Origin of the sequence: Paracoccus fontiphilus, from assembly GCF_017356265.1 — a bacterium.
Classification (GTDB): domain Bacteria; phylum Pseudomonadota; class Alphaproteobacteria; order Rhodobacterales; family Rhodobacteraceae; genus Paracoccus; species Paracoccus fontiphilus.
Genome location: NZ_JAFNAW010000110.1, coordinates 1 through 12,066, shown reverse-complemented (window position 1 = coordinate 12,066; position 12,066 = coordinate 1). Strand labels below are relative to the sequence as shown.

General features: G+C 54.9%; 14 protein-coding genes. 10 read left to right on the top strand and 4 right to left on the bottom strand.

Annotated features, from left to right (window positions below; genetic code table 11):
- The 5 genes from J0F76_RS19635 to mobV (J0F76_RS19615) all read left to right on the top strand — a co-directional run.
- Positions 1–210: helix-turn-helix domain-containing protein (locus tag J0F76_RS19635; protein WP_278250458.1), on the top strand; the 210-nt coding region annotated here is incomplete at its 5' end.
- Positions 211–220: 10 nt separating this feature from the next.
- Positions 221–598 (top strand): helix-turn-helix domain-containing protein, encoded by a 378-nt coding sequence (locus J0F76_RS19630; protein WP_207472070.1) that lies wholly within the window; start codon positions 221–223, stop codon positions 596–598.
- A gap of 31 nt (positions 599–629) precedes the next feature.
- Complete coding sequence (locus J0F76_RS19625) at positions 630–1,343, top strand: DarT ssDNA thymidine ADP-ribosyltransferase family protein (protein WP_207472067.1); 714 nt, start codon at positions 630–632, stop codon at positions 1,341–1,343.
- The gene (darG, locus tag J0F76_RS19620; protein WP_207472066.1) at positions 1,340–2,377 is read left to right on the top strand and encodes a type II toxin-antitoxin system antitoxin DNA ADP-ribosyl glycohydrolase DarG; all 1,038 of its coding nucleotides are present in this window, start codon (positions 1,340–1,342) and stop codon (positions 2,375–2,377) included. Before J0F76_RS19625 ends, darG (J0F76_RS19620) begins: the two co-directional genes overlap by 4 nt.
- A gap of 404 nt (positions 2,378–2,781) precedes the next feature.
- Positions 2,782–4,047: a MobV family relaxase gene (gene mobV / locus J0F76_RS19615; protein WP_207472065.1), complete on the top strand. Its 1,266-nt coding sequence runs from the start codon at positions 2,782–2,784 to the stop codon at positions 4,045–4,047.
- 740 nt (positions 4,048–4,787) lie between these two features.
- Here mobV (J0F76_RS19615) and J0F76_RS19610 read toward each other — a convergent pair.
- Together J0F76_RS19610 and J0F76_RS19605 are read right to left on the bottom strand one after the other, a co-directional pair.
- Positions 4,788–5,015 (bottom strand): BrnA antitoxin family protein, encoded by a 228-nt coding sequence (locus tag J0F76_RS19610; RefSeq protein WP_207472064.1) that lies wholly within the window; start codon positions 5,013–5,015, stop codon positions 4,788–4,790.
- On the bottom strand, positions 4,996–5,268 hold the full coding sequence (locus tag J0F76_RS19605; protein ID WP_207472063.1) for a BrnT family toxin: 273 nt from the start codon (positions 5,266–5,268) through the stop codon (positions 4,996–4,998). The genes J0F76_RS19610 and J0F76_RS19605 overlap by 20 nt, the downstream gene beginning before the upstream one ends.
- Positions 5,269–5,980: 712 nt before the next feature.
- On the opposite strand from J0F76_RS19605, the gene J0F76_RS19600 reads away from it, so the two are divergent.
- The 5 genes from J0F76_RS19600 (at position 5,981) to mobV (J0F76_RS19580) (ending at position 10,381) form a co-directional block, all read left to right on the top strand.
- The gene (locus tag J0F76_RS19600) at positions 5,981–6,544 is read left to right on the top strand and encodes a hypothetical protein (protein WP_207472069.1); all 564 of its coding nucleotides are present in this window, start codon (positions 5,981–5,983) and stop codon (positions 6,542–6,544) included.
- On the top strand, positions 6,474–6,932 hold the full coding sequence (locus J0F76_RS19595) for a helix-turn-helix domain-containing protein (protein WP_207472068.1): 459 nt from the start codon (positions 6,474–6,476) through the stop codon (positions 6,930–6,932). The genes J0F76_RS19600 and J0F76_RS19595 overlap by 71 nt, the downstream gene beginning before the upstream one ends.
- A 31-nt stretch (positions 6,933–6,963) precedes the next feature.
- Complete coding sequence (locus J0F76_RS19590) at positions 6,964–7,677, top strand: DarT ssDNA thymidine ADP-ribosyltransferase family protein (RefSeq protein ID WP_207472067.1); 714 nt, start codon at positions 6,964–6,966, stop codon at positions 7,675–7,677.
- Positions 7,674–8,711 carry a type II toxin-antitoxin system antitoxin DNA ADP-ribosyl glycohydrolase DarG gene (gene darG / locus J0F76_RS19585; RefSeq protein WP_207472066.1) on the top strand — a complete coding sequence of 346 codons (1,038 nt, stop codon included), beginning with the start codon at positions 7,674–7,676 and terminating at the stop codon, positions 8,709–8,711. The genes J0F76_RS19590 and darG (J0F76_RS19585) overlap by 4 nt, the downstream gene beginning before the upstream one ends.
- A gap of 404 nt (positions 8,712–9,115) precedes the next feature.
- A complete protein-coding gene (gene mobV / locus J0F76_RS19580; RefSeq protein WP_207472065.1) occupies positions 9,116–10,381 on the top strand; it encodes a MobV family relaxase in 1,266 nt (421 codons plus the stop codon).
- Positions 10,382–11,121: 740 nt separating this feature from the next.
- Here the strand turns inward: mobV (J0F76_RS19580) and J0F76_RS19575 are convergent.
- Positions 11,122–11,349, bottom strand: coding sequence for a BrnA antitoxin family protein (locus J0F76_RS19575; protein WP_207472064.1), 228 nt, complete (start codon positions 11,347–11,349; stop codon positions 11,122–11,124).
- On the bottom strand, positions 11,330–11,602 hold the full coding sequence (locus J0F76_RS19570; protein ID WP_207472063.1) for a BrnT family toxin: 273 nt from the start codon (positions 11,600–11,602) through the stop codon (positions 11,330–11,332). The genes J0F76_RS19575 and J0F76_RS19570 overlap by 20 nt, the downstream gene beginning before the upstream one ends.
- Between the last annotated feature and the right edge of the window lie 464 nt (positions 11,603–12,066).

Sequence of the window (12,066 nt, the reverse complement as noted above, 5' to 3'; positions counted from 1 at the left end):
TCAATTGGCATGTCGAAGTTTACCTTCAACAAAGGCCTGAAGGAGTTACTTGAAAAACAGTTTCTGTTTCCTCGCTCACCAAACGAATACTGGGTTAACCCGGCACTCTTCTTTAAGGGAGATAGAGTAGCTTTCCTTCGTGAATATCGCATTCGAAGCAAAGAAGCTTTTGACCGGGCAAACTATACCACTATTGGCCAGAAAGATTGAGAGGTTTCTGGTGGTAAACTTATCCCTTAGAGAGGCTGTAAAACACTTCGATGTTTCCCGGCCAACACTACAGAAAGCATTGAAATCAGGTAAGATTTCTGGTGTTCAGGACGGGCAAGGACATTGGACAATTGACCCCTCTGAAATAGCAAGGCTGTACAAGCCACGTTCTAAAGAGCCGGTTAAAGATCCTACTCAAGATGCTCCAAGTGACAATAGCTATTCTAAAGAAATAGCTCACCTCAAAGCACAACTTGCCGAGGCTGAGCAAAGAGCTGCGGTGGCGGAAGCCCTTGCCGAAGAACGAGAGAAGCATATCAACGATCTTCGACGAATATTACCAGCACCAAAGCCTGTAAAAAAACCTTGGTGGCCTTGGTCTAAGTGAATGAGAAAATGTAGAAATTGGAGGGATAGCGTTGCCACAACGCTTTATTTTTCGCCAGGTAGATTATCGCGATGTATCTCGCTTTATTGCTGATGGAGCAATTAGAGCTAAGAATTATGCGCCAGCTCAGTTATGCCACCAAGCCTCATATGGGGAAATTGTGGACAGACGAAATTCTAATGTTTACACGATGCCTTGCGGCGGAGTGGTGAACGATTACGTTCCGTTCTATTTCAGTCCCTTAACATCATTCACATATACTATCGCCCAAGGAAACGTGACGGTCAGAGCACCGGATGGAACTGCTCTAGGTAACTCAAATGAAGACGACAGGATCTTCTTTGTTGGACATCCAGAAAGGATCCATGCCGCAGGGTTGACGTACTGCTTTAGCGACATTGCCTTGAATGCTAACGCTCCTATCCCAACGTTAGAGCAGAACCTTGATCGCCTTGAGCATCACGTCAACTGGGCAGTGTTCGATGATCCACCTCTCAAGGCAGCGATCAACGAATTAAGCTACCCTGGTGTGTGTCGGTACTTCAAAGACGCCGCCGTACAGGGTCGTATGAACCGTTCTAAGCAACGAATGGCCGAATTTCTCGTTCATCACGAAGTTCCGCTGAGTGTGCTAGACTGCATTGTTGTCAAGACCGACAACATGAAACATACACTACAGCCTCTCATCAACGCAGCCAGGCTCGCCCTGCCGATCTATGTCAAAAGGGATTGCTATTGGACATGACTGTAAAATTCAAAAATGGCGACATGTTCGCAGAGCCGGTAGAAGCCCTTGTGAACACGGTCAACTGTGTGGGCGTTATGGGCAAGGGCGTTGCCCATGAGTTCAAAGTCAGATGGCCAGATAATTACAAAGAATACAAAACGTTATGCGCCCGGAAAGGGTTGCGTCCTGGCCAAATGTTTACCTTCCAGAACATGCACATGTTCGGGAGTACTGGTCCTCGTTACCTGGTCAATTTTCCCACGAAGGACCACTGGAAAGCAAAATCCAAAATTTCCTATGTGGAAGACGGGCTCGATGCACTAGCTACTGAGATTGAGCGACTTGGTATAAAGTCTATTGCCATGCCTCCTTTAGGGTGCGGAAATGGAGGATTAGATTGGTCGGAGGTGAAGCCTCTTATCATGCAAAAGCTCGGCCATCTTAATGATGTAGATGTCGTAGTATTTGAACCTTTGAATGCCGCAGAAGCCCCAGAATTTACGGAAGCTACGCTCAACATGACAACGGGGCGCGCAATTCTTTTGAAGGCACTCGGCGACCTCGAAAAATATTTCGATGGTGCCTTTGATCGTGTTTCGTTGCAGAAAATCGCCTACTTCATCCAAGCGCTTGGGGTAAATCTGAAGCTGGACTTCTCTCGCAATCTCCACGGCCCTTACTCGGAGACCCTAAGAAAATCGTACATCTCTCTCGAAAAACATGGAATGATCAAAGGTTTTGTTGAGGGAGATCGGCTATCAAAAGTTACACCTACAGGATACGCTATTGCTGACGAATATCTGACCCATCATCCTGAGGTCGACATCAAGATTATAGAACGTTTGGATCATCTGATCCAAGGATATGAAAGTCCTTATGGCTTAGAGCTTCTGTCTTCGGTGCATTGGCTGGCAAATCACGAGAAACATTCACCGATCGAGAAAATTATTTCGGAAATGGCGACCTGGAACGAAAACAAACGCAATCTGTTCCAAGAAAATGCCATTCGTGAGGCATATAAACGTTTGGAAGAAGACGGCTTGCTAAATTGAGAAGTTTAAAAGTAAGCCCCTGAAGTTGGGGCTTACTCCCTCTCTCAATTCTTCTTTAGAATTTGGGGTTGCATTAAGCACCTGAAGCCAAGCAGCCCACTGGCATAATGATCCAGAAGCGGGCCAAACAATACCGTGGGCCGGTTACCATGGCTTCAATTTCATTTAGGCGTTCATGAATGAACTGTCTGAGGAAGTAACAGTCCAGTTGCGAAGGCGCAGGTTTGGTTAGCAGGGCTAACTGAGGCCGAATAGAAACGCCGCCGCGAACACTTCCTCAACGCGAGACCCTCTGCAGGAAGGTTTATGTGGCCCTTCCCCGTGTTGCGGGGCGAGCGGACAATTTGGCCTTGTGCCGAATTGTCTAGTGAGTACACATAAACCTTCCTTCAGAAGGTCGGTTCATGGGCGCGCGAGACGATGAGGAACGGTTGCACTTCGATCGCCGCATCGGGGGCAGAATGCCCCATATCGGCGCCTCGCGCAGCTTTGCGATCCTCCGCTGCGCCAAGATCAAGACCTTGGGCAACATGGGCGCCAGTCTCCAGCACACCTTCCGGGAACGCGACACGCCCAATGCCGACACCCGGCGCACCCCCGACAACACCGTCCTGGTCGGCGGCGACACCAGCCAGGCCGTCCTCGATGCCTGGAAGGACCGCGCCCCCGAGAAGATCCGCAGCAATGCCGTTCACGGGCTGGAATACTTCGTCGGCGGCTCTCCCGAAGCCCTGAAGGCCATGAGCCGGCAGGAGCAGGATGCCTACTTCAGCGATGCCCTGAACTGGCTCAAGGCTCGCCACGGGGCCGAGAACGTCCTTTCCGCGGTGATCCACCGGGATGAGACCACGCCGCACATGACGGTGATGACCATTCCCCTCGACGAGCGCGGTAAGCTGAACGCCCGCGCCATCGTCGGCAGCCGGGAAAGGCTCTCGGCCATGCAGACCGACTTCGCGGAGCGGGTCGGCAAGGTGCATGGGCTGGAACGCGGCCTGCAAGGCTCTCCGGCGCGCCACGAGCGGGTCCAGAGGGCCTATGCCCATCTCAGCGACCCGGACGCCGCTGTGAGCCTCCCAGAGCGCCGCAAAGGGGCCATTCTGGGCATAGGCGGTGAGACGGACGCGGAATGGCGTCAACGGGCCTCAGAGGCCGCCTCAGACGCTCTCAGAGGCGTCCAGGCGGCTCGGCATCGGGAGAACCGCGATCACGCGGCCGAGGTCTTCGCCCTCAAGCAGCAGATCACCGGCACGCCGAAGATGCAGACGGAGTTGAGCAAGCTTCAGCACGAGAACCGCAGGCTGCAACGCGATCTGAAAGCTACCGAGACCCGGGCCGAGCTGATTGCCCAGCAGAACCGCCGTCTGGGCGCGATCCAGGACGGCATGGTGGCAGGCGGCCGCGCCTTTGCCCGGGAAAACGGTCTGGATGAGAAAGCCTTCATGACCCGCCTGCAGACGGCGGCCAAGGAGGCCCTGGAGGCGCTCGATGCTCCGGCGGCACAGCCCACCGTCAAGGCAAAGGCTCCCACCAGAACCAGAATACAGCTCAAGCCTGCAATCGAGCATGCCCCGAAGGCGAAACCGGTCGTCCAGGAGCAGGTCAGGGACGAACCCGGGGTTGAGCATCGGATCAAGCCGAAGGACGACGCCTGGGATGACGGGCACTAGCCCGTCCGGCCAGACTGCCAGACTGCCACTGAGAGGACGGACTGTAGCAGGAAATGCAATTTGGCATCGTTACACTGCCAAATGCGGGAATTGGGCCTGTCCTGGCTGGCCGAGCGGGCTGTTTGGCGAGCGTTACAGATCTCGGCGGGAAGACAGAGCATCTTGGACCCGCTTCCTTCAAGCGCAAAGCCGCCGCAGATTGCTGCAGCCGGTTCGCCCTAACCATTTGCCCGAAGGGCGGGCCGCAGGCCCGGTCCACCTGGGGAACGCCCCTAAGTTGCCGGTGCCGCCCTGTGGTGGAACGGCAGCGTTTCGTGAGCCTGGGCTCCTCCAAGCTTTTCATAAAGGGCGCGATAAACCTCGTTGTGCTGATAGGCGCTCAAGGCGTCCATAATCAAGCTCCCATTCATCGGCCGTCAGTCGTTTTTTAGGCTCATGAAATGGGGAAGAAGATGGGTGCTGACGAGAATACATCTTTTGCCTTTTGATAAGCAAACAGGGACATTTTCAATAAACTGCGTGAAAGGAGTGTATTCCGGAAGCCGGGGTCCGTTGTGTCAACTGCTTGACACTTCCCTTTCCTGCCACTCTGACAGGTCGGACAGACTATTGAGCCAGCCTAGGCTGGCCGAATGGTCTGTTTGGCAAGCGTTACAGATCGTAGACGCCAAACAGCCGGCTTAAGGATGGCAAAGTCGCAATCCCGACGTGATCTTTCGCCCTGTCAGGCCTGTGGCCGGTTAGCGATCGAGGCCGGCGGCCTTGCGCAGCGTCTCGTCGATGCGGGTCTGCCAGCCAGGGCCGCCGGCCCGGAAATGGGCCAGGACCTCCGGGCTGAGCCGGATCGTCGTGCTGATCTTCGGGCTCTCGGATCTTGGCCGGCCGCGCTGCACGGGGGCCTTGGCAAAGGCCGCCTGCCATTCGGGCGCCGACAGGTCCGGCACCTCGTCATCGAAATCGCGGGGCATAGGCTTTCTGTTCTCGGTCATTGGCTTTCCTCATGCTGATGATGCGGCGGGCGCCGTTGCGCAGGGTCCAGGCGAGAACCACCATCCGGCCCCCCAGAAACCCGATCGTGATGTGGCGCGTCTCGCCATAATCGAACCGGGCATCCTCCACCGTCAGATGATCGCCCTCGAACACCTCGGCGGCGTCGGCCATGTCCAGACCCCGGTCTTCCAAGGTTTCTTGCCGCTTGGCGGAGTCGAACTCGATCTGCATGCTTATATGTTACTACGCAAAAGGGCTGCGTCAATTCCTGTAGTAACATTTATTAGGGAAGCGCGGTTATCTGAACCCTCTCTGCCTCACAACCCCTGGCTGACCCCGCACCCCCGCCTCAGCCGCACCATAAAACCTCATATCGGCCGGCGTGCAGCTTGGGGTTGAAGCGCAGCCTCTGCACCGCGTCCCTTCTCAGCAGATCCTGTCCGCGCCACAGGTGTGACGTCCGAAGCTTTCCCTCCCCCGGACCCCCACCCGCCGCGCGCGCATCCGCACGCGGAGTCGTCCGCTCAGCCCACAAGGGGCTTCGCGTCCGACGGCATTCAAAAACCCCACAGCCCGTCCATTCGGCGGGGGGTCGCCAGCGTCCTGGCGGGCGCGCCCCCCCGGCGCGCAAGCGCGCCCGGACTGTGGATTTTTTGCCTGCTTAAGTAAGAGTGAGAAGAGAAAAACACCTAAGCTAGCGCGCCCGGACTGTGGATTTTTTGCCTGCTTAAGTAAGAGTGAGAAGAGAAAAACACCTAAGCTATTGATTTTACTAGACCCGGATCAAGTAACTCTGCTAGATCAATCGAGCAGAGTCTCTCGATGTATCTAGTAAATTTTCAGGATTTTTGCTTGATATGGCTAGAAAGCCTAGATAGATTGATCGAGTAAAAAATTGGAAAAAATTGTAGACCATCGTGGGCTACAACAAGGGGAAACCTATATGAGCTTTGATCTTAGGGCCCTGCCGTTCAAACCTGATGCCAACCCCTTTGTTGCTGGCAGCGAGATCACGACCAAGCATAAAACCGTGCGCACTAGATCCACCCCTAAGGATCTGCTTGATCCAGATACAGGTGAAGTTGTTGGGTCCTCTATTATCCATGTCATTGAAGAGAAGGATGAAGCACACTTCGTCAAAGTATTTGCCGATGGTGTAAAGGCGGCCTTTGATCTGAGCCATACAGGAGCCAGAGTGTTCCAAGCTGTTCTGATGGAGTACCAAAAGGCTAAAATGACCGGAGGATTCTCTGACAGTGTTAGGCTCTATTGGTTTGGAGAGGGATTAGACGGCCGTTCAATTGGCATGTCGAAGTTTACCTTCAACAAAGGCCTGAAGGAGTTACTTGAAAAACAGTTTCTGTTTCCTCGCTCACCAAACGAATACTGGGTTAACCCGGCACTCTTCTTTAAGGGAGATAGAGTAGCTTTCCTTCGTGAATATCGCATTCGAAGCAAAGAAGCTTTTGACCGGGCAAACTATACCACTATTGGCCAGAAAGATTGAGAGGTTTCTGGTGGTAAACTTATCCCTTAGAGAGGCTGTAAAACACTTCGATGTTTCCCGGCCAACACTACAGAAAGCATTGAAATCAGGTAAGATTTCTGGTGTTCAGGACGGGCAAGGACATTGGACAATTGACCCCTCTGAAATAGCAAGGCTGTACAAGCCACGTTCTAAAGAGCCGGTTAAAGATCCTACTCAAGATGCTCCAAGTGACAATAGCTATTCTAAAGAAATAGCTCACCTCAAAGCACAACTTGCCGAGGCTGAGCAAAGAGCTGCGGTGGCGGAAGCCCTTGCCGAAGAACGAGAGAAGCATATCAACGATCTTCGACGAATATTACCAGCACCAAAGCCTGTAAAAAAACCTTGGTGGCCTTGGTCTAAGTGAATGAGAAAATGTAGAAATTGGAGGGATAGCGTTGCCACAACGCTTTATTTTTCGCCAGGTAGATTATCGCGATGTATCTCGCTTTATTGCTGATGGAGCAATTAGAGCTAAGAATTATGCGCCAGCTCAGTTATGCCACCAAGCCTCATATGGGGAAATTGTGGACAGACGAAATTCTAATGTTTACACGATGCCTTGCGGCGGAGTGGTGAACGATTACGTTCCGTTCTATTTCAGTCCCTTAACATCATTCACATATACTATCGCCCAAGGAAACGTGACGGTCAGAGCACCGGATGGAACTGCTCTAGGTAACTCAAATGAAGACGACAGGATCTTCTTTGTTGGACATCCAGAAAGGATCCATGCCGCAGGGTTGACGTACTGCTTTAGCGACATTGCCTTGAATGCTAACGCTCCTATCCCAACGTTAGAGCAGAACCTTGATCGCCTTGAGCATCACGTCAACTGGGCAGTGTTCGATGATCCACCTCTCAAGGCAGCGATCAACGAATTAAGCTACCCTGGTGTGTGTCGGTACTTCAAAGACGCCGCCGTACAGGGTCGTATGAACCGTTCTAAGCAACGAATGGCCGAATTTCTCGTTCATCACGAAGTTCCGCTGAGTGTGCTAGACTGCATTGTTGTCAAGACCGACAACATGAAACATACACTACAGCCTCTCATCAACGCAGCCAGGCTCGCCCTGCCGATCTATGTCAAAAGGGATTGCTATTGGACATGACTGTAAAATTCAAAAATGGCGACATGTTCGCAGAGCCGGTAGAAGCCCTTGTGAACACGGTCAACTGTGTGGGCGTTATGGGCAAGGGCGTTGCCCATGAGTTCAAAGTCAGATGGCCAGATAATTACAAAGAATACAAAACGTTATGCGCCCGGAAAGGGTTGCGTCCTGGCCAAATGTTTACCTTCCAGAACATGCACATGTTCGGGAGTACTGGTCCTCGTTACCTGGTCAATTTTCCCACGAAGGACCACTGGAAAGCAAAATCCAAAATTTCCTATGTGGAAGACGGGCTCGATGCACTAGCTACTGAGATTGAGCGACTTGGTATAAAGTCTATTGCCATGCCTCCTTTAGGGTGCGGAAATGGAGGATTAGATTGGTCGGAGGTGAAGCCTCTTATCATGCAAAAGCTCGGCCATCTTAATGATGTAGATGTCGTAGTATTTGAACCTTTGAATGCCGCAGAAGCCCCAGAATTTACGGAAGCTACGCTCAACATGACAACGGGGCGCGCAATTCTTTTGAAGGCACTCGGCGACCTCGAAAAATATTTCGATGGTGCCTTTGATCGTGTTTCGTTGCAGAAAATCGCCTACTTCATCCAAGCGCTTGGGGTAAATCTGAAGCTGGACTTCTCTCGCAATCTCCACGGCCCTTACTCGGAGACCCTAAGAAAATCGTACATCTCTCTCGAAAAACATGGAATGATCAAAGGTTTTGTTGAGGGAGATCGGCTATCAAAAGTTACACCTACAGGATACGCTATTGCTGACGAATATCTGACCCATCATCCTGAGGTCGACATCAAGATTATAGAACGTTTGGATCATCTGATCCAAGGATATGAAAGTCCTTATGGCTTAGAGCTTCTGTCTTCGGTGCATTGGCTGGCAAATCACGAGAAACATTCACCGATCGAGAAAATTATTTCGGAAATGGCGACCTGGAACGAAAACAAACGCAATCTGTTCCAAGAAAATGCCATTCGTGAGGCATATAAACGTTTGGAAGAAGACGGCTTGCTAAATTGAGAAGTTTAAAAGTAAGCCCCTGAAGTTGGGGCTTACTCCCTCTCTCAATTCTTCTTTAGAATTTGGGGTTGCATTAAGCACCTGAAGCCAAGCAGCCCACTGGCATAATGATCCAGAAGCGGGCCAAACAATACCGTGGGCCGGTTACCATGGCTTCAATTTCATTTAGGCGTTCATGAATGAACTGTCTGAGGAAGTAACAGTCCAGTTGCGAAGGCGCAGGTTTGGTTAGCAGGGCTAACTGAGGCCGAATAGAAACGCCGCCGCGAACACTTCCTCAACGCGAGACCCTCTGCAGGAAGGTTTATGTGGCCCTTCCCCGTGTTGCGGGGCGAGCGGACAATTTGGCCTTGTGCCGAATTGTCTAGTGAGTACACATAAACCTTCCTTCAGAAGGTCGGTTCATGGGCGCGCGAGACGATGAGGAACGGTTGCACTTCGATCGCCGCATCGGGGGCAGAATGCCCCATATCGGCGCCTCGCGCAGCTTTGCGATCCTCCGCTGCGCCAAGATCAAGACCTTGGGCAACATGGGCGCCAGTCTCCAGCACACCTTCCGGGAACGCGACACGCCCAATGCCGACACCCGGCGCACCCCCGACAACACCGTCCTGGTCGGCGGCGACACCAGCCAGGCCGTCCTCGATGCCTGGAAGGACCGCGCCCCCGAGAAGATCCGCAGCAATGCCGTTCACGGGCTGGAATACTTCGTCGGCGGCTCTCCCGAAGCCCTGAAGGCCATGAGCCGGCAGGAGCAGGATGCCTACTTCAGCGATGCCCTGAACTGGCTCAAGGCTCGCCACGGGGCCGAGAACGTCCTTTCCGCGGTGATCCACCGGGATGAGACCACGCCGCACATGACGGTGATGACCATTCCCCTCGACGAGCGCGGTAAGCTGAACGCCCGCGCCATCGTCGGCAGCCGGGAAAGGCTCTCGGCCATGCAGACCGACTTCGCGGAGCGGGTCGGCAAGGTGCATGGGCTGGAACGCGGCCTGCAAGGCTCTCCGGCGCGCCACGAGCGGGTCCAGAGGGCCTATGCCCATCTCAGCGACCCGGACGCCGCTGTGAGCCTCCCAGAGCGCCGCAAAGGGGCCATTCTGGGCATAGGCGGTGAGACGGACGCGGAATGGCGTCAACGGGCCTCAGAGGCCGCCTCAGACGCTCTCAGAGGCGTCCAGGCGGCTCGGCATCGGGAGAACCGCGATCACGCGGCCGAGGTCTTCGCCCTCAAGCAGCAGATCACCGGCACGCCGAAGATGCAGACGGAGTTGAGCAAGCTTCAGCACGAGAACCGCAGGCTGCAACGCGATCTGAAAGCTACCGAGACCCGGGCCGAGCTGATTGCCCAGCAGAACCGCCGTCTGGGCGCGATCCAGGACGGCATGGTGGCAGGCGGCCGCGCCTTTGCCCGGGAAAACGGTCTGGATGAGAAAGCCTTCATGACCCGCCTGCAGACGGCGGCCAAGGAGGCCCTGGAGGCGCTCGATGCTCCGGCGGCACAGCCCACCGTCAAGGCAAAGGCTCCCACCAGAACCAGAATACAGCTCAAGCCTGCAATCGAGCATGCCCCGAAGGCGAAACCGGTCGTCCAGGAGCAGGTCAGGGACGAACCCGGGGTTGAGCATCGGATCAAGCCGAAGGACGACGCCTGGGATGACGGGCACTAGCCCGTCCGGCCAGACTGCCAGACTGCCACTGAGAGGACGGACTGTAGCAGGAAATGCAATTTGGCATCGTTACACTGCCAAATGCGGGAATTGGGCCTGTCCTGGCTGGCCGAGCGGGCTGTTTGGCGAGCGTTACAGATCTCGGCGGGAAGACAGAGCATCTTGGACCCGCTTCCTTCAAGCGCAAAGCCGCCGCAGATTGCTGCAGCCGGTTCGCCCTAACCATTTGCCCGAAGGGCGGGCCGCAGGCCCGGTCCACCTGGGGAACGCCCCTAAGTTGCCGGTGCCGCCCTGTGGTGGAACGGCAGCGTTTCGTGAGCCTGGGCTCCTCCAAGCTTTTCATAAAGGGCGCGATAAACCTCGTTGTGCTGATAGGCGCTCAAGGCGTCCATAATCAAGCTCCCATTCATCGGCCGTCAGTCGTTTTTTAGGCTCATGAAATGGGGAAGAAGATGGGTGCTGACGAGAATACATCTTTTGCCTTTTGATAAGCAAACAGGGACATTTTCAATAAACTGCGTGAAAGGAGTGTATTCCGGAAGCCGGGGTCCGTTGTGTCAACTGCTTGACACTTCCCTTTCCTGCCACTCTGACAGGTCGGACAGACTATTGAGCCAGCCTAGGCTGGCCGAATGGTCTGTTTGGCAAGCGTTACAGATCGTAGACGCCAAACAGCCGGCTTAAGGATGGCAAAGTCGCAATCCCGACGTGATCTTTCGCCCTGTCAGGCCTGTGGCCGGTTAGCGATCGAGGCCGGCGGCCTTGCGCAGCGTCTCGTCGATGCGGGTCTGCCAGCCAGGGCCGCCGGCCCGGAAATGGGCCAGGACCTCCGGGCTGAGCCGGATCGTCGTGCTGATCTTCGGGCTCTCGGATCTTGGCCGGCCGCGCTGCACGGGGGCCTTGGCAAAGGCCGCCTGCCATTCGGGCGCCGACAGGTCCGGCACCTCGTCATCGAAATCGCGGGGCATAGGCTTTCTGTTCTCGGTCATTGGCTTTCCTCATGCTGATGATGCGGCGGGCGCCGTTGCGCAGGGTCCAGGCGAGAACCACCATCCGGCCCCCCAGAAACCCGATCGTGATGTGGCGCGTCTCGCCATAATCGAACCGGGCATCCTCCACCGTCAGATGATCGCCCTCGAACACCTCGGCGGCGTCGGCCATGTCCAGACCCCGGTCTTCCAAGGTTTCTTGCCGCTTGGCGGAGTCGAACTCGATCTGCATGCTTATATGTTACTACGCAAAAGGGCTGCGTCAATTCCTGTAGTAACATTTATTAGGGAAGCGCGGTTATCTGAACCCTCTCTGCCTCACAACCCCTGGCTGACCCCGCACCCCCGCCTCAGCCGCACCATAAAACCTCATATCGGCCGGCGTGCAGCTTGGGGTTGAAGCGCAGCCTCTGCACCGCGTCCCTTCTCAGCAGATCCTGTCCGCGCCACAGGTGTGACGTCCGAAGCTTTCCCTCCCCCGGACCCCCACCCGCCGCGCGCGCATCCGCACGCGGAGTCGTCCGCTCAGCCCACAAGGGGCTTCGCGTCCGACGGCATTCAAAAACCCCACAGCCCGTCCATTCGGCGGGGGGTCGCCAGCGTCCTGGCGGGCGCGCCCCCCCGGCGCGCAAGCGCGCCCGGACTGTGGATTTTTTGCCTGCTTAAGTAAGAGTGAGAAGAGAAAAACACCTAAGC